We start from the raw sequence: 16583 nt of genomic DNA on the forward strand, positions 1-16583 counted from the left end.
GTGCGTCGTAGAGTCGAGAGCGTGCGCATTCTCCAGAGCCCGCAGGCCGTGCAGCTGAGCAACGATGGTGAGGTGCATGCAGGCTCCATCGCATGGCAGCTGACCTCCGACTACCGCTGGACGGTATCGATCGAATGCGCCGAGCTCGACACCGTCGAGGCGCTCGCCGATGACGCGTTCGAGGCGCTCTGCCTCCTGCGCGAGCAGCTGGAGCCGCACGGGTGGCGCATCGGCGTCGCCGGTGCGCAGCTGGGCGTCTGGCCGAGCGGCATGGCGCGCGACCAGGGCGGCGGGCAGCGGGCCTACCGGCAGACGGACGGACAGGTGGAAGGGCTCGTCGACACCTTCGAGCCCGTCGATCCCGCGACGGTGACCACCGTTGCCGAGCAGCAGGCCGACGTGGAACGGCAGCACGGGGCGAGGATGCGCGCGAAGCAGCGCTGACAGGCGTCCTCGCGAGCGCGCAGGCATCGGGATCCCTGGATCACCGTGCTGCAGTCGCTGCCGTGCGCGCGGCGCGTCGTGGCATCGGCACCCAGTGGCCGCGGCGGTGTGCGGCGATCAGCAGCACGATCGTCACCGACAGGCCTGCGAGGACAGCCGCCGCGCTCGCCTCGGGGCCGAACGCCCCGCCCGACAGCAGCACCGGGCCGGAGGTCGTGGCGTCGAGCAGCGCCAGCGGCGTGCCGTTGCCGGAGGTCGCCGTGCTGAAGATCGCCGACTGGGCGATGTTCCAGGCGGCATGCAGGCCGATCGCGAACCACAGGCTGCGCGTGAACACGTAGGCGGCGCCGAGCAGCCCGCCCGCCTCCAGCGTGATCGCGACTGCGCCCCACAGGGTGGCGTCGGGGTTGAGCAGGTGCAGGGCACCGAAGCCGACCGCAGTGACCACCAGCGCCACCCACGTGCCCGCGCGCTGCTCGATCATGCGCAGCAGGAGGCCCCGCATGACGAGCTCCTCGACGACGGCGACGTTGATCATGGCGCCCATGACCCCGAGCGCCGCGGTCGCCGATCCCCAGCCCTCGACGTGGTATCCGCCGAGCAGCGCGATGACCGCGACGACCGAGGTGAACATCGCCGTGCCCAGCAGCGCGCCGCGCGCGAGCCCCCGACCGGCTCCCTCCCGTGCCAGCTCGGTGACCGGCCGTCGCTCAGTGGCCCGCACGATCAGCACGCAGGCGGTGAGCGTCGCGGTCGCCGAGGCGATGCCGACCACCAGAGTGAGGAGCCAGGAGTCGGCGACTGCGGCCGTGAGGCTGCCGCCGAGGACGGCGACGCCCACGACCACGGCGAGCTGGAGGAGCTGCTTGAGCAGAGACATGTCCGGATCCTTACGCTGCGGCACGGACCAGCTCCGCGCTCGTCGGCGACCGTACGGAGGCCCTGCCCGTGCCCGCGTCACGCTGCGGTGCCGTCGTGCCTCACTCCCGCGAGTGAGCCGGACGCACCGTGCACCGCATCCGCGGGTCGCCTGAACCGCCGCGCCTCCGGCATCCTGGGTGCATGACGAACCCGACGGCAGCCATCCTCGTGATCGGCGACGAGATCCTCTCCGGCCGCACGCGCGAGGCCAACGCCTACCATCTGGCGGGCCGGCTCGTGCAGGTCGGCATCGACTTGGTCGAGATCCGCGTCGTGCCGGACGACCACCGCGCGATCGTGGAGGGGCTGCATGCGCTGCGCGGCGCCGTCGACCACGTGTTCACCTCCGGCGGCATCGGGCCGACCCACGACGACATCACGGCGGATGCGGTTGCGGCGGCCTTCGACGTCGGCATCGCCGTGCGCGAAGACGCCCGCGCCATGGTCGCCGCCGCGGTCGGAGACGCCCGCAGGCTGACGGACGACCACCTGCGCATGGCGCGCATCCCCGACGGCGCGACGCTCATCGCCAACGGCATCAGCGGCGTCCCCGGCTTCAGCATCGGCAACGTGCACGTCATGGCAGGCGTGCCGAGCATCTTCGTCGCGATGCTCGATGCCCTGCTGCCCAGCCTCAGCGCGGGCGCGCCGGTGGTCTCGCGCGAAGTGCGCTTCGAGGTCGGCGAGGGGCGCATCGCCTCCCCGTTGCGCGAGCTCGCTGGGCAGCACCCTGGCCTCAGCCTCGGCTCCTACCCGTTCGCAGACGGGCACCTCTACGGCACGAACATCGTCGTCCGCGGCACCGATCCGGCGGCGATCGATGCTGCAGTGGCGCAGCTGGAGGAGCTGCGCCGCTCGCTCGCCTGACCTGGGATCGCCATGCCCGATCTGTGACGATTCCAGCGCTCGTGACGTCTCGCATGTGGAGCGTCGTCGAGGGTACGGCGGGAAGGACGCGGTTCGATGAGCGCGAGCACTCGGCAGGCGGATCACGCGAGACGGTCGGGGGAGGTGCATCGCTGCCCGGCCGCAGGGAGCTTCGTCGTCTCCTGCTGCGGCAGGCTGGTGTTCGCGCTGCCGGAGAATGATCGCGTGACCGATCACGGATCCGCGGTCACCTGCAGCGCGCGGCCGCGCTGACGGTCCGCTCACGGCACTCGCTGCGCGCAGCGAGCGTGTCGTGGCTCAGGTGGACGCCCGCATCGCCGATCATCGATCGAGCGCATCAGGGGGAGCCGCATGGCAAGGCAGAAGGATCGTGACCGTCCTGACCCGCGACGCTTCGTGCAGGTCGCCGAGAGTCCGAGCATGGGCATTGAGCTGTCGACGGGGCGCGCCTGGGTCGGTGTCGACCAGCAGGTCGGCCACGGCTCCGCAGACGCGCTGTTCGCGCTGACGGACGAGCAGTACCTCTCGACCCTCGCCGCAGGGTGGATGACCGGTTCCTTCCTCGGTGAGTGCTGGCGGGGCGAGCACGACGACCTGCTCCTGTTCCATCCGGGTGGAGCCCGGTTCCGTCCGGAGCAGTGGTTCCCGCGCAGAGCTCGGATGCTGCCTCCGAAGCTCGCGGGCGAGCTCTGGTGGCATGTCGACGCGCTCGGTGAGCCGCTCGACGGCGAGCGAGCAGAGCTCTCGCGCGGCCTCGCCGGAGGCACGGCGCGCGAGACGACCGACGCCGATGGTGTGCGCAGCATCGCGTTCCGGCTTGTCGGTGACGGCGCGTATCCGCGCCCGGCAGCGCTGATCGCGGGCCTCACTGCGGGCAGCGATCGCAAGCAGGCGCGAGTCATCCTAGGAGCCCCTGTGGACGCATCCGGTGACGTGTTCGCCATCGAAGGGGAGCGGATTCGCCTCGGGTTCGTGGGCGACGGGCTCGTCGAGGTCTCACTCGAGCGCGTGCGCACGCCGCCCCCACCCGGTGGACCGATCGGAGTGTTCCTCGCAGCGCTCGGCGAGCCGGAGCAGGGACGCCGATTCCAGGCTGCCGCGCAGCTCGCGGGCGAGCGCAGCCAGCGATGGATGGCCTCATCGAGCTTCGGCCGCCGCGTGCTCGTCTTCACTGACGGCGTCGAGATGCAGGTGCAGGACGACCGGGTGCTGAGCGTGCGCCTCGGGCTGAGCCCTGGCACGACCGAGCCGAGCTACCGGCACGCGGCCGAGCTGGTGCCGGGCGTTCCGTGGCCGGCGACGAGAGCTGACCTGCACCGCGCGCTCGGCGCTCCCGTCGACTCGAGCGGCGGCACCGACCTGCACCGCTTCGGTCACCGAGACCTGCTGATCGGCTACGGGGTCGGGCCGCAGGGGGAGGCCCCGACGCAGATCACGGCTGTCCTCAGCGGCGTCAGCATCTCGCACGGCATCCACCGGTGGCGATCCGGGGACTTCACGTTGTTCCTCGACATCTTGGGCCGTGCGTCCTCGAATCCGCTCGTCGCGCACGTGCGGGGGCTTCGCGGCGTGCGGCTGCGGATGCGAGGTGACGTCGTCGCCGCCGTCGAGCTCGACGCCAGCGGCGAGCGCTTCGTGGGCTTCATCGACGGGCTCCCGGCCGACCCGAGGCGCAAGGACATCCCGTTCGGGGCACCCGCCGAGTACGGGAAGCACGACGACCTCTGGGCCTTCGAGCAGGGCTGGGTGCACGTTCGCGCGGACGCCCGCGGCAGGATCGCGTGCATCGTCGTCAGCATCGCCGACGAGGTGCCTGATGGCCTCGCCGTTCGACCATGGATGTTCGGTCGGGATCACATGGACGAGTGGCGCCAGTTGTCGTCACCGCGGTGAGCGGAGTGCTTTCCTCAGGGGCGGCGTACCGGTTCGAGGTCAGCTGACCGGCGCTACGCGGCTTCGATCCGCAGAAAGCCTCCGACGAGGTGGTTCCTGTAATGCCAGGCAACCGACGTTTCGAGCACGGGCTCGATCCGATGCTGATCGGCGCCGTGTGTGAAGAGCAGATCGAAGATGCGCTCGAGATTGCGGGTGAACACCTCGTCGAGCTGCTCGGCAGGCATCTTCGAGGGCAGCACCTGCGCGGCGTCCATCGCGGCGCGGTGCAGCGATGAGTTGCCATTGGAGGAGACGGCGTCGATGTTCGCGCCCGACTCGAGCATGCGGCCCAGGATCGCGAACGAGGTCTCGGTGCTGTCGCCGGGGCCGCGCATGTCGGCGCGCTTCGGCCGTGCACGCAGTGTGGCGGCAGTGATCGCGTCATGGAGCACCGGCCTCGCATACGGCGGCTGGTTGGTGCCGTCGAAGAAGTCGACGTCGGCGCCGTGGTCGAGCAGCAACTCGGCGATTTCGAACTTGCCAGTGATCAGGGCGACCATCAGCGGCGACCGCCCTGCGTACTTCTTCGGTGTCCCCGACGCCACGAGCGAGACTGAACCAGGGTCCTTTGCCAGCCGAGCCCGGACGGTGTCGACGTCGTCAGCCACGATCTCGGTGAATATCGCCTGCACGCTGTGCTCCGTCCAGATCCATCCCGTGTGGGGCGCCCAGGAAGGCGGCCGATGGCCATCGTATTGTCGGTGCATCCGAAGAGGCTGATGCAGGCAGGTGGGCACGACGTGAAGACGACGCTGAGCGTGGATATCAGGCTCGATGGGATCGAGATCAACGGCAGGCTCTACACCTACCCGATCCTGCTCACTGAACTCGATGCGCTGTTCGACGAAGAGGTCGAGAAGTACGACAGGAGCAAGACGGAGGGGTTCTGGGCCTGGTTCGAGTCGAGGGTGACGGCAAAGCACAACGACGGCGTCCACGCACTCAGTGTGAAGTTCCTGGTGGAGGATGGCGCTCACCAGGTTCGGATCGAAGGCCGCCCCTTCGACGCCGAGTTCGGATCGACGGGGCCCACGTATCCCAATCGCGATTTCGGCAACGGATACATCCTCGCGCGCCGCACTGAGCCCGGCCCAGACCAGCACGTGAAGGAGATCACCGTCGAGCAGAAGGTTCCCCGTCAAGCGGCGAAGCAGAAGCCTGCCGCTGCGAAGCCAAAGGCGAAGCCGGAGCCGGGCCCTGTCGTCGAGGCGGCCGAGTTCGCCGACCTCAACTTCAAGCTCCTCGTCCTGCAGAGCCTCATGTACGAGACCGAGCTGCTCACGCCGGCGTTCTCCCTCCACGACTTCGTCGCCGAACACTCCGACCGCGAGTTCGACGTCGATGCGGAGGGGCACGCGCCGATCCCTGAGGTGCTTGCGCACTTCGCGGCGCTTCCGGTTCCGCGGGCCCTCCTCACTGAGATCACCGAGCTCGAGCAGGACGGCGGCAACGAGATCTACATGCAGATCGCGCCGCTGTGGGACGGCGAGGACGATGTCTTCGACGTGGCAGACTTCGCCGACGTCGACCTCTTGCCCAAGCTCCGCTCGATGACGCTGATCGGCGTCGACGAAGCCACGTTGGACACGCTGCGCACGAAGGGCATCGACGCCGAGCTCCTCTGAGGTTCGGCGACGACGCATTGGAGGGCGCAATACCGTGGCGATCCGCGGGCGCCCAGCCTGCGTTCGAGCACAGCCGCGACGCCTGACGCCGTCCACTCGGCGGGCTCCCGGCGCGACCGACGATACTGAGACGCGTGCAGCTCACACCGCGCCCGTCTCATCGGACCCTGCGATGACACGCATCACGCATGTCGAGATGATGAACGGCTCGACCAGGCGCCCGATCGACGAGAACGTGCGCCCTCGCAATGACCAGATCATGGCGATGCTGCATCGGATGGACGGATCGTCACTCTGGTCGTACAGCGTGTGGCGTGCACCGGTGGGCGTCGATCTCGAGCAGGGCATCCCATCGGCTGACGAGTACATGCAGTCCGCCGGGTCGGCGGAGGCGATGAGCGTCGAGGTGCGGTTCGTCGACACGGACGGCACTGCGCACCAGTACGCGATCGGCAAGACAGGAGACGACGCCGCTGCGCTGACCGAGGAGATCCGATGGGCTGACGGCCGTTACAGCATCAACGTGCGGCGGAACGAGGTCTTCACCGCAGATGAGGCGGCCGAGGTCTATGCCGCCTACTGCCTGACCGACCGCGTCGCTGGGCCGTACGTCCTGCGTGAGCTCGACCTGAGCTGGACACCGCCCGCCGATGATGACGAAGCAGACGCGGCAGACGAGCAGATCGAGGTCGAGATCTGGCGCCGGGACGCGCACCCCGGCGATCAGGGTGAGCGTACGACGACCGTCGAGGTCGGGGCCCACCTGCCGCTCGCGGCACTGCTCGCGAGGGTGATCGAGCCGTTCCTCGCGCGTGCGCCGCGCACCGCATGGGTCTGCAGCGGCAACTCGAGAGGGCAGTGGCGCGACTTCGCCGAGGTGGTCACGTTCGGTCCGCCGGATCGGCTGGGCATCGGCCTGCTCGTCAGGGATCACAGCATCGGCTCGTTCTTCGGCGCATCCGAGGGCACGTTCCGTGTCGTCTGTCGCACGGCAACGCTGCCGCTCGTGCCTGCAGGCTCCGGCCCGGCACAGGGCACGCTCAGTCGTCCGCTGACATTTGGCGATGAGTCCGACGACGAGCAGCAGTGGGCTCCGGGAGACGAGCTCGCTGCGCACGAGGCGTTCTGGAACTTCGTCGTCGACCGGCGCTCCGACGACAACACGTCGTTCACCATCGAGGACGAGGTGCGGAGCGAGATGCTCGGCCTCTTGCTCACAGCCGACACCACGGTGCGGATCGAGATGGAGCCGGAACGGCGGGATGGATACCGCGTCGTCAGCGACTTCGGCGAGTACACGGCCCAGGTGAGCACGTTCGTCAGCGGCGGCTTCGCGGCTCTCGACCGACACGGCCCGTGGCTCGACGATATGGCCGCGGTGCTCGGCGCACGGCTCCGGCTTGAGATGGATGAGTCGACGCTGCGGCGCACGCATCCGCGCGAGCTGCGTCGACGGCTGGCCGTCCTGACCCGCATCGACGGCAGCGAGCCAGTGACGACAGCTGGCATCACGCACTACGGCTACGCCGCCGATGACGGCTCCAGCGTCGACGCATGGTTCGCCGTCGACGGCCGCGGCCTGCTCGTGACGAACGACCGCACGAGCCCGCTCGCCGCATCCGACGCCCGTGCGCAGGCTGCGCTGCGTGAGGGCGTGCCGGCAGATCTGCTCGCGCTCGCTGGCGACGCGCCCGCGACCGGCATCTTCACGTTCGCTGGCCCATGCGCGATGGCGGATGGGGTGGTGTCACGTCTGCAGGAGGAGCAGCGAGGCATCGCAGACACCGGCGTCGAGCGTCTGCTCGAGCCCTTCCTCGAGATCGAGTCGTTCTCTCCGGACGCGGTCTCTGGGGTGACCGAGTGGTGGAGCGACGCCGCCATCGCGAGCGGATTCGCGGCCGCCGCCGACCACGAGCGAGCACAGGCCGTGGACGAGGCGCTGACTGCTGCGTCCTTCGACCCGTGGGCCATCGAGGTCCTCCGTCTGGCGTGGGCCACGACCGGCTATCACGATGCCTGGGATGTGCACTACGTGCTCTTCGACAGCTGCTCGCTCGAGGAGGCGGGTGAGACGCGCGATGAGCTGCTGCGCGCCATCGCGAAGCTCGGCCTCGACCTCGTCGACACCCCTCCGGGAGCCGCCGATGGCGAGGTGTGGGTGCGCACCGACCCGCGCACCGACCTTGCGCTCGAAGCCCCGGTCGCGCAGCAGCATCCCGTCGCTCCTGAGACGTCGGGTCTGATCGAGATCGCGGTTCGGGCGCTGACCTTCCCGTGGTCGGAGGCCGACCTTCGCGCTGTCGCGTCGCCGCCATACCCGCTGCCCGCAGATCTGCGGCCGCTCATCGATCGCCTCATGGCTGCGTTGCCGGAGGCCGGCCCGGTCGCCGCGCCGATCGGGCCGTACGTGCCATCGTCGACCCGTCATGGGCGTCGCACGATGGCGCACACCGGACTGCCGCGCGTGCTGCTCGATCTCGTGACCCGCGGAATCCTGACTCGAGACGATGGCGAGCGGCTGATCGAGGCGGCCGCGCGGATGGATCGTGCGCCGACGGATCGAGACCTCGTCGTCAGGGCTCTGCGGCTGCGGCTCGTCGAGGCGAGCCTGCTGGCCGACGACGTCGTGGCGGCAGAGCGTGTCGCCGCGCAGATTCCGGACCCGTGGCCGCACCTCGGCTGGCGCGAGATCGCGAGGTACCACGCCGCGCGTGGCGGTGCCACTGCGTTCCTTCGCGGCTGGAGCCACTATGACGCCGGCCGCGACCGGGCCGAGATGCAACGCCTGAAGCGCAGCCTGGTCTCGGCCATCGCCATGCGAGAGGGCTGGGAGGCAGCCCTCGAGACCTGTCGTGATGCTCGGATCGGCGATGCCTTTCGCCTGCATGCGTTCGCGCCGCCGGCCTACGGCTACGACGACCTGGTGACGCTGTTCGGCGGGGAGGCCGCAGGGGCGCTCGCCGAGGTCGACGAGCTGCACTGCCTGGTCGCGGCTGCCGTCGCGGAATCGCGGCCCCGCCCGCTGGCCGATCATCGTGGCGTCGAGGCGCTGCTCGCCAGGGTCGCCGCGCTCGACGCCGACGAGAGCCGCGAGGCGATGCGGGCTCGCGATCATCTCCTGAGCACGCTGCGCATGGCTGTCGGCAGCGAGGACACGCTCGCGAGGCTGCGTGCCCAGATCCGCACGCCCCGGCTGCGGTCGGAGGCGATGCAGGTGTTCACCGGCCCGGCCGAGAGCATCGCAGGGGAGGGCGCCTGATGGTCGAGACCGCCACCTGCGCGACCTGCGACTCCGCTCTGGTGCGGTCCGATGGAACGCCGCCGCACGACATCGACATCCAGGCCACGACGAAGGCTCTGCAGTCTCGGGTCGCCGAAGGTCGCATGCGCGAGATCGCTGGCGACGTCGCGCTCGACGACCTGCTCGACCTGTTCGCCGCCGACTCGAAGTACATGATGAGCAACTTCATCGAATGCCTGGACTGCTCGCGTCTGGTCCAGTGGGCGCTGGCGATCCGCGGCGCCCCGAGCTTCACGCATGTCGACCCGTCGGTGCTCGACGCGATGTGGTGGGACGAGGTGCCGTCTCGTCTCGGTTGGCTGGGAGCGGCCTCGTATGCCGGCCTGGACGCCGAGGGGAAGGCGCTCGCACGCCGGGCCGGGAGGGTGCGGCATCTCGAGGCGACGCTCGGTGCGCCGGCGGATGCGCCGATGGCCGTCGTCAGCGCGCGAGCGGGGTCGTGGACGTTGCTGCGGCGCGGGGTCGACCTCCTCCTTGCCACGCGGCGCAGCGGCAGCAAGGAGGAGAACACCCTGCTGATGCGGCTCGATGCGGAGGAGGTCGCTGGCTACCGGCTGCATGGGGAGGCGTTCCTCGACGCACTCGCCATCCGCATCCACGACATCCTCTTCTCTCCGCGAGGCGGCGAGTTCGGTGCGCGCGATCTCTACCGAGGTCGCAGCGGGCCGCGATACCGCGAGCAGGCATCGCAGGCGATGCGGGCGTGGAAGGTCAGACAGCCTCGACCGGGAGCATGCGAGGTCTGCACGTCGTACTGGGTGACGCACGTCGGGCGGCCCGTGACGATCGGCGAGAGCGAGCGGTTCATGGCCGAGGTGCAGCGATGCCGAAGCTGTGGCGCGTACTGGGAGGTCGGCGCATTCAGCTACCCGAGAGTCATCGGCCGCGCTCGGGCGCTGCAGGAGCTGCCCGATCTCGTGAGCCTCGAGGCGAGGCTCGGCATCGACTTCCCCGAGCCGCCGCCGGTGTGATGCGGAATGGCACTCGCCATCTGGCGCTGCAGCTGCGAGGAGTCCTAGGCAGTCCTCGCGTGCGGATAGGCCGGCTCGCGGCCCTGGAAGCTCAGGATGCTCGGGTTGCGGATCACGCCGCCATCGATCTCGATCGCCCGGGAGACGGTGAGGCTCTGCTCCCACGCGGCCGGCCCCTCCATGACCGTCCGAAGGAACGGCAGCAGCGCCTCGCTGATCTCCCAGGTGGCCGAGTTCCACAGATATGAGGGGCTGTGGTCGACCGCGTAGTAGTTGACGCCTTCGCCGACCGTGAACATCGGGTCGTCGAACCCGGTGGGCTTCGCCCATTCGAAGCCCATCCCCTCGTCGCACGACACGTCGATGATCAGGCTGCCCGCGGCGAATCCTGCCAGGTCCTCGGTGCGCAGATAGGTCAATGGCGCCGCGACGTCCTGGAGCGTGCAGTTGACGACGATGTCGTGCGATGCCAGGAACTCCGGCAGCAGGACGTCGCCGTCCTTCGTGAGCACCTCGCTCAGGTGGATCTCGCCCTCGTCGGTGTTCAGCTGGGAGATGTGCACGCCGTGGATCGGGGACCCGACGGCCGCGACGCCGCGCTGGGTGAGCACCTGGATGTCGTGGATGCCCTGCGCGTTGAGCGCGGTCACGGCGCCACGGGCCGTCGCACCGAATCCGATGACGACCGCGCTGCGCCGCGGCCCGTACATGCCGGTGGAGCCGACCAGTTGCAGGGCGTGGAGCACCGAGCAGTACCCGGCGAGCTCGTTGTTCATGTGGAACACGTGCAGGCTGAAGTCCCCGCGCCGGCTCCAGTGGTTCATCGCCTCGAAGGCGATGAGCGTGAGCCGACGGTCGATCGCCGTCTGCGTCATGCCGGCGTCCTGCACGCAGTGCGGCCATCCCCACAGGACGCGGCCCTCAGGGATCGCAGCCACGTCGGCCGCCTGCGGCTTGGGCAGCAGCAGCACCTCAGCCGACTCGAGCACCTCGGAGCGATCCGCGACTCTGCCGACGCGCGACTCGAGATAGCCGGGCTCGAGCTGGAAGTCAGCGCCATAGCCGCGCTCGACGACCATCCGCGCGCGCAGGTCCGGGTCGATCCTGTCGAGGTGATGGGGGTGGATCGGCAGCCGCTGCTCGTTCTCCATCGAGGAGTCCGCGAGCAGCCCGAGGGTGAGCAGCGCGCTGCTGGAGGACGGGGTGGGGATGCCGGAGGGGGGTTGAGCGGCGCCGGACATCGGTACTCCCATCATTGGGGAACCAGGGTCAGCTCCATGCCTGATCGTACGCGGACGCCATCGGCCGATAGCGTTCGCAGCATGGACGCGCACACGCCCACTCTGCCGGCCGACCTTCGCGCCGGCCGCATCCCGAGCCAGGCGGGCCGCACATGGCTCGTCACCGGCGCGACGAACGGCATCGGCCGCGAGGTGGTGCGTGCCGCGGCGAGCGCAGGCGCACGAGTGATCGTGCCTGCCCGCAGCGCCGAGCGGGGTGCGGCGCTCGAAGCCGAGCTGCGGGGGAGCGGTGCCGAGACGCGGGTGCTGCCGCTCGACTTGGCCGACCTCGCATCCGTCCGGGCCTTCGCCGACGCACTCGATGAGCCGGTCGACGTGCTCGTCAACAACGCCGGTGCGGTGACCCCGCGCCGCCGCGAGACCCGGGACGGCTTCGAGCTGGTGCTCGGCACGAACCTGCTGGGGCCCTTCGCGCTCACCTGCCTGATCGCCGAGCGGGTGCGTAGCCGCATCGTCGTGGTCGGCTCCGGTGCGCATCGCGCGGGCTACATCGACGCGGGTGATCCGCACTTCCGGCACCGCCGGTGGTCGCTGGCTGCCGCCTACGCCCAGTCCAAGCTCGGCGACATGCTGTGGGCTCGTGCGCTGCAGCGCCGCCTGCAGCTGCGCGGCAGCGCCATCGACGTGCAGCTCGCGCATCCCGGGTGGTCGCACACGAACATCCAGAACGTCACGGGCGTCGCGCTGCTCGACCGCATCGTCACCGAGGTCACCCGGCCGATCGCCCAGCCGCCGGCGGCTGGAGCGCTGCCGCTGCTCGCCGCCGCAGTCGCAGAGCTGCCGCCGCTGACGTACCTCGGGCCAGACGGCTGGCGGCGCTGGCGCGGCCAGCCCGCGCCGGAGCTGGCGTCGCCGCTCGCGCGCGACGACTCGGCGGCGGATGCGCTGTGGGCGCTGTGCGTGCGGGAGACGGGCGTCGACCTGCCGCGGTGAGGACACCGGGTCACTCTGGAGTCGGTGGTCTGCGATTCTGCTTCGTCTGGGAGCGCTGGCTCTTCCCTGCGAGCCGTCGACGCTGCGAGCCCTTCGTCGGGCGGGTCGCTCGCCGAGCGGCGACGGGCACCACGGCGTCGCGCAGCAGGGCCGCGACGCGTCTCCTTGCCGCGAGCCGGTTGTCCAGCTGCGATCGGTGCTCGGAGGCGCTGACCGTCAACACCGTGCCGGTCAGCCGACCGGCCAGCCGATCGATCACGCGGGCGCGCTGCGCGTCGCTCAGCGCGCTCGTCGTGCCCAGGTCGAGACTCAGCTGCACGCGGGAATCGGCGGTGTTGACGCCCTGACCGCCAGGGCCGGATGACCGGGAGAACTGCTCGACCAGCTCGGCCGCCGGCACTCGCAGGCCGCGCGGCGCTCCGGGGCCAGGGGGCACATGCAGTTCGTCCACCAGATCAGTGTCTCGCGGCGCAGCGCTCGCGAGGGATCTCCGCACGTTCTCCACAGTCTGATCGCCACCATCCTCGTCGTCAGCGAATCTCGGTGACACTCCTCCCATGGGAATCAGGTACTACGCATATGCATTCGAGCCGGCGATGACTGAGCGGGCGCTGGCTGATCCTCGCGGCATGGTCTCGGCCGATCCGCTCGCCGATGCGTGGGGGCTGGAACCGGGCTCCATGGGCGGCGTCACCAACTTCGAGCAGAGCCTGCCCGAGCGGGACTTGCTGTACCTCGACAAAGCGTGGTCGCTGCTGCAGCGGCTCACGGCTCCTGCAGCTGGCGACGCCGTGGCGAGGCCCGCGTACCGAATGTTCGAGGGACAGGTGACGCCGCAGGAGTGGGGATGGAGCCCTTGGGTGCGAGCGCTGACACCCGTCGAGGTGATCGAGATCGCGCGCGATCTCGAATCGATCGACGATGCTGATGCGCAGGCGCGATTTCGCGAAGCCGCCGGCGTCGGCAGGGATCCGGAGGACGAAGCCCGCTACGGGAGCCAGTATCTCAGCGTCGCGCGCGCGTTCACCACGGCCCTCGCGGACGACGGCCGCGGGATGGTCTACCTGATCGGATGACCCATGCCACGCAGTCCTGTCGATCGACCTTGCTGCATCAAAAGCGTCACCGTATGATGCCAAGAAAGATGCAAGGGGGCGTGATGAGGACGACAGTGACGATCGACGACGAGCTGCTCGCGCGTGCAAGCGAGCTCACGGGTGAGACCGAGCGGTCGGCCTTGTTGCGCGCTGGTCTGACGACGTTGATCCGCGTGGAGAGCGCGCGTCGGCTGGCGGCTCTCGGCGGTGCCGACCCGGCTGCCACCGCCGGTGGTCGTCGCCGAGGCGACGCCGCGTGATCCTGGTCGACACCTCGGTCTGGATCGACCACCTGCATCGGCCGGAGCCGGGCTTGGTCGGCCTGCTCGAGGACGACGCGGTCAGCTGCCATCCGCTGGTGATCCAGGAGCTCGCGCTTGGCTCGATCGCGCGGCGGGAGACACTGCTGCGCCTGCTCGAGAGCCTGCACGCGATGCCGACACTCTCGCATCGTGAGTTGCTCTCGCTGATCGATGCGCGCCGACTCTGGGGACGAGGGCTGAGCGCCGTCGACGTGCACCTCCTCGGAGCGGTCGCGCTTGTAGATGGGGCTCGGCTCTGGACCCGAGACAAGCGCCTGTTGGCAGCGTGCCGAGAGGTGGGGATCGGGGTGCTGCAGGATCCGCGCTGAGGACTGCCGTCATCACCGAAGGCAGAGGGCGACGTTGCCGGATGCCCCGGCATGGAACGAGAGGTGGAACCGCGAGGGGTCGCCGTTGCCGAGGGGGAGGACGATCTCGCCCTCGGTGAAGGCGGCGCCTGGGGCGTTCCGCTTCGTCACGGACGCGTGGTCGAACACGACCGGCCGGGCGAGCATGTTGGGTGGCACCCCGGGGGCGGCGGCGGAGATGACCGCCGGCGTCAGATGCTTGCTGAGCCCCGGACCCTCCGGATCGTTCGACCGGTTCAACCACCATTGCCAGTAGCCCGGGTCGTCCTGTATCCAGGAGATGACGAGACCGGAAGATCGGACCTCATCGAGGTTCTCGCGATGCTGACGGTTCTCGACCGTGTACCACTCGTGCGGATGCTCTGGGTCGAAGAGGATCAGTGCCGCACGGGAGTCGAGGAACGGACGGATCGTGAAGCAGCCGCGGTTGTCCGGTGTCAGGTAGCGGGGACGCGCCCAGCCGAGACGGATGCGGTCGTAGACGGAGAGCATCACGGTGCTGTAGTTGGCATCGGCGTTGTCGAAGCTGCCTCCCTGTCCATTGCCCGTCGTGCCTGCCCAGGTGTATCCGCGCTGCCGGTCCTGGGGGGAGATGGCCGGCGTGCGACGAGCCGTCTCCGCGGAGACGAACAGGCCTGCGGAGCTCTTGAAGGACACGATGTCCCCGGATGAGATGCGTCCGGCACCTCCGCGCTTCTGCACCTCGAACGTCTCCCACGCGCCCCTCGCCACCCGGTTCGCGGTGACGACACCATCGCTGCCCAGCTCGGCGGTGACCCAGCGCCCGCCGGCCGTGCGCAGCCCGATCGCTGCCCCGTGGGCGACCGCGCCGCCTGCCACGCCCTCGATCGTGAAGGGCTGCGCTCGGCCGGAGCGCGCCGCCTCCGTGTTGACGACATTCGGTGGCGCGGCGTCCACGGACACGTATCCGCCATCGTGAGCGCGAAGGGTGACGGCATCGCCTGAGACCACGGGACCCGCACCGCCCACACGATCGATCACGAACGGCTCCCAGTCGCCGACGAAGGTGCGATTCGCGATGAGATCGCCGCGAATCGGCACGCGGAACCCATACCGGTCGACGACATCGAGGATCAGGTGAGAGGCCTCGTGCGCGAGCACCGCGCGGGAGGCCTCGTTCACGTCGGTGCTCACGCCCACTCCTGCATCCCGGCCGACGAACCGGAGTCCCGAGCGGGACGTCGCGCTTCCACCGTGCACCTGGCCGCCGATCGCGCCGGCCTTGATGTGCACGAGCGCGGTGCGGCGGCTGTCGATGATCCCGCCCTCGGCGATCGCTGCGAGCGGGACGCCGCTGGCCTCGGCACCGCTGAGCAGTAGGTTGTGGCCCACCGCATGGGCATCGGGGGTGCCAGCGGGGACCGGCGTGGAGCGGAAGGGGCCGTGGACACCGACGTCGCGGATGCGGAACGCGCCACCGGACATCGCGCGCAACCAGGTGTCGAGGCTCGGCGCGGGGCCCGTGAGGGCGCTGCGGATCCGTGCGCTGGTGGTGACCGGTTCGCCCGGCCGCTCGAAGAAGTGCAGCGTGAGCACGTCTCGGGGCGAAGGGACGGGGGGAGGTGGCGGGTCGAAGGGCCGGCCGGCCAGCCCTGTGCCGTCGGGGACCCATTCGAAGTCGATGCCCTCGTGATCGGCGAGCTCGACGGTGAAGAGCGCGAGCCCCGTCCCGGTCCGGCTGAGCGCGTTGATCGTGCCAGCCCGCTCCGTCAGGAACCTGTTGGTGTGCAGCGACTGGAGGGCGATCTGCTGGCGGTGCCGGATCACTCGGGCACCGGCTGCCGCCACACGGAAGCACGCGTCCATGCGCGCCTGATTGCCGGCGGCATCGACGTCACCGAGATTCTGCACGCGCAGGTACGCGCCGCTCCAGGTGCGCAGCGCGACGGTGTCCCCCCCGGCGCACCGATCGGAGGCTCGGGAGAAGTTGACGAGAGCGAACGTCTCCCACAGGCCGATCGCATCACGATTGGCGGTGACCTCCCGACCTCCACCGTCTTCTGCGGTGACGAACTTCCCGGCTCGCGAGCGAAGCCGCACCAGTTGCTGGCCCATCGTCGTGATGGTGAGCGTCTCCCAGGGTCCACGGCGCGCTCGGTTCGCGTGCACGGCGCCGCCGCCGTTGTTCTCAGCGACCACGAACCTGCCGTCGGCGGCGCGGAGCGCGACGGCGTCACCCGAGGCGACGAGCCCGGCTCCCACGACGCGCTCCAGGGTGAACACGGCTGCCGCGTCGATCCACGCCTGCGCGGCATGCACGCCTCCGTCGCTCGCGGCGACGAAGCCCCCGTCGCTCACCTGCAGCGCGATGGAGTCGCCGTGCCGCAGCTCCGCGCCGGGCCGGCTGCGATTGAAGAGGCGGAACGTCTCCCATGGTCCGATGCCGCCGCGGTTGGCGAGGATCTCGCCGCCGCCTCCGCCTTCAGCGACCAGCTGGCTGCCGTCGCCCGCCGCGAATGCCACCGAAAGGTACATG

General features: G+C 69.9%; 15 protein-coding genes. 10 read left to right on the forward strand and 5 right to left on the reverse strand.

Going from position 1 to position 16583, the window contains the following annotated elements:
• Nucleotides 1-21: 21 nt before the first annotated feature.
• On the forward strand, nt 22-444 hold the full coding sequence (locus MKD51_RS06180; RefSeq protein WP_240239345.1) for a hypothetical protein: 423 nt from the start codon (nt 22-24) through the stop codon (nt 442-444).
• Nucleotides 445-484: 40 nt separating this feature from the next.
• Here the strand turns inward: MKD51_RS06180 and MKD51_RS06185 are convergent, their stop codons facing one another.
• Nucleotides 485-1324 (reverse strand): CPBP family intramembrane glutamic endopeptidase, encoded by an 840-nt coding sequence (locus MKD51_RS06185; RefSeq protein ID WP_240239347.1) that lies wholly within the window; start codon nt 1322-1324, stop codon nt 485-487.
• Between the two features lie 182 nt (nt 1325-1506).
• Between MKD51_RS06185 and MKD51_RS06190 the strand changes: the two genes are divergently transcribed.
• Complete coding sequence (locus MKD51_RS06190; protein ID WP_240239349.1) at nt 1507-2232, forward strand: molybdopterin-binding protein; 726 nt, start codon at nt 1507-1509, stop codon at nt 2230-2232.
• Between the two features lie 441 nt (nt 2233-2673).
• Nucleotides 2674-4146, forward strand: a complete 1473-nt coding sequence (locus tag MKD51_RS06195; RefSeq protein ID WP_240239358.1) for a hypothetical protein — start codon at nt 2674-2676, stop codon at nt 4144-4146.
• Between the two features lie 53 nt (nt 4147-4199).
• Here MKD51_RS06195 and MKD51_RS06200 read toward each other — a convergent pair whose 3' ends face one another.
• Nucleotides 4200-4925 (reverse strand): ankyrin repeat domain-containing protein, encoded by a 726-nt coding sequence (locus MKD51_RS06200; protein ID WP_240239360.1) that lies wholly within the window; start codon nt 4923-4925, stop codon nt 4200-4202.
• A 3-nt stretch (nt 4926-4928) separates the two neighbouring features.
• Here MKD51_RS06200 and MKD51_RS06205 point away from each other — a divergent pair, with 3 nt between their 5' ends.
• The 3 genes from MKD51_RS06205 (at nt 4929) to MKD51_RS06215 (ending at nt 10085) form a co-directional block, all read left to right on the forward strand.
• Nucleotides 4929-5813, forward strand: a complete 885-nt coding sequence (locus MKD51_RS06205; RefSeq protein WP_240239369.1) for a hypothetical protein — start codon at nt 4929-4931, stop codon at nt 5811-5813.
• 172 nt (nt 5814-5985) lie between these two features.
• A complete protein-coding gene (locus MKD51_RS06210; RefSeq protein WP_240239371.1) occupies nt 5986-9072 on the forward strand; it encodes a DUF6357 family protein in 3087 nt (1028 codons plus the stop codon).
• A 125-nt stretch (nt 9073-9197) separates the two neighbouring features.
• Nucleotides 9198-10085: a hypothetical protein gene (locus MKD51_RS06215; RefSeq protein ID WP_240239373.1), complete on the forward strand. Its 888-nt coding sequence runs from the start codon at nt 9198-9200 to the stop codon at nt 10083-10085.
• 44 nt (nt 10086-10129) lie between these two features.
• Here MKD51_RS06215 and MKD51_RS06220 read toward each other — a convergent pair whose 3' ends face one another.
• Entirely contained in the window at nt 10130-11326 is a 1197-nt protein-coding gene (locus tag MKD51_RS06220) for a N(5)-(carboxyethyl)ornithine synthase (RefSeq protein WP_240239375.1), read from the reverse strand.
• A gap of 81 nt (nt 11327-11407) precedes the next feature.
• Here MKD51_RS06220 and MKD51_RS06225 point away from each other — a divergent pair, with 81 nt between their 5' ends.
• A complete protein-coding gene (locus tag MKD51_RS06225) occupies nt 11408-12319 on the forward strand; it encodes an SDR family NAD(P)-dependent oxidoreductase (protein ID WP_240239377.1) in 912 nt (303 codons plus the stop codon).
• Nucleotides 12320-12329: 10 nt separating this feature from the next.
• On the opposite strand, the gene arfB is transcribed toward MKD51_RS06225, so the two are convergent.
• Complete coding sequence (gene arfB, locus MKD51_RS06230; protein WP_240239379.1) at nt 12330-12770, reverse strand: alternative ribosome rescue aminoacyl-tRNA hydrolase ArfB; 441 nt, start codon at nt 12768-12770, stop codon at nt 12330-12332.
• A gap of 106 nt (nt 12771-12876) precedes the next feature.
• Here arfB and MKD51_RS06235 point away from each other — a divergent pair, with 106 nt between their 5' ends.
• The 3 genes from MKD51_RS06235 (at nt 12877) to MKD51_RS06245 (ending at nt 14047) form a co-directional block, all read left to right on the forward strand.
• The gene (locus MKD51_RS06235; RefSeq protein ID WP_277603922.1) at nt 12877-13395 is read left to right on the forward strand and encodes a DUF1877 family protein; all 519 of its coding nucleotides are present in this window, start codon (nt 12877-12879) and stop codon (nt 13393-13395) included.
• A 95-nt stretch (nt 13396-13490) separates the two neighbouring features.
• A complete protein-coding gene (locus MKD51_RS06240) occupies nt 13491-13676 on the forward strand; it encodes a type II toxin-antitoxin system VapB family antitoxin (protein WP_240239390.1) in 186 nt (61 codons plus the stop codon).
• Entirely contained in the window at nt 13673-14047 is a 375-nt protein-coding gene (locus tag MKD51_RS06245; protein ID WP_240239392.1) for a type II toxin-antitoxin system VapC family toxin, read from the forward strand. The genes MKD51_RS06240 and MKD51_RS06245 overlap by 4 nt, the downstream gene beginning before the upstream one ends.
• Nucleotides 14048-14059: 12 nt before the next feature.
• Here the strand turns inward: MKD51_RS06245 and MKD51_RS06250 are convergent, their stop codons facing one another.
• On the reverse strand, nt 14060-16582 hold the full coding sequence (locus MKD51_RS06250) for a hypothetical protein (RefSeq protein WP_240239394.1): 2523 nt from the start codon (nt 16580-16582) through the stop codon (nt 14060-14062).
• Nucleotide 16583 lies beyond the last annotated feature (1 nt).

The sequence above is a fragment of the Agrococcus sp. ARC_14 genome, from assembly GCF_022436485.1.
GTDB lineage: Bacteria > Actinomycetota > Actinomycetes > Actinomycetales > Microbacteriaceae > Agrococcus.

Bases quoted from the DNA above. Each gene is read 5' to 3' on its own strand.
- MKD51_RS06220 (WP_240239375.1), bottom strand. From the start codon at position 11,326: ATGTCCGGCGCCGCTCAACCCCCCTCCGGCATCCCCACCCCGTCCTCC.
- MKD51_RS06225 (WP_240239377.1), top strand. From the start codon at position 11,408: ATGGACGCGCACACGCCCACTCTGCCGGCCGACCTTCGCGCCGGCCGC.
- MKD51_RS06185 (WP_240239347.1), bottom strand. From the start codon at position 1,324: ATGTCTCTGCTCAAGCAGCTCCTCCAGCTCGCCGTGGTCGTGGGCGTC.
- MKD51_RS06235 (WP_277603922.1), top strand. From the start codon at position 12,877: ATGGGAATCAGGTACTACGCATATGCATTCGAGCCGGCGATGACTGAG.
- MKD51_RS06195 (WP_240239358.1), top strand. From the start codon at position 2,674: ATGGGCATTGAGCTGTCGACGGGGCGCGCCTGGGTCGGTGTCGACCAG.
- MKD51_RS06190 (WP_240239349.1), top strand. From the start codon at position 1,507: ATGACGAACCCGACGGCAGCCATCCTCGTGATCGGCGACGAGATCCTC.
- MKD51_RS06215 (WP_240239373.1), top strand. From the start codon at position 9,198: ATGCGCGAGATCGCTGGCGACGTCGCGCTCGACGACCTGCTCGACCTG.
- MKD51_RS06210 (WP_240239371.1), top strand. From the start codon at position 5,986: ATGACACGCATCACGCATGTCGAGATGATGAACGGCTCGACCAGGCGC.
- MKD51_RS06250 (WP_240239394.1), bottom strand. From the start codon at position 16,582: ATGTACCTTTCGGTGGCATTCGCGGCGGGCGACGGCAGCCAGCTGGTC.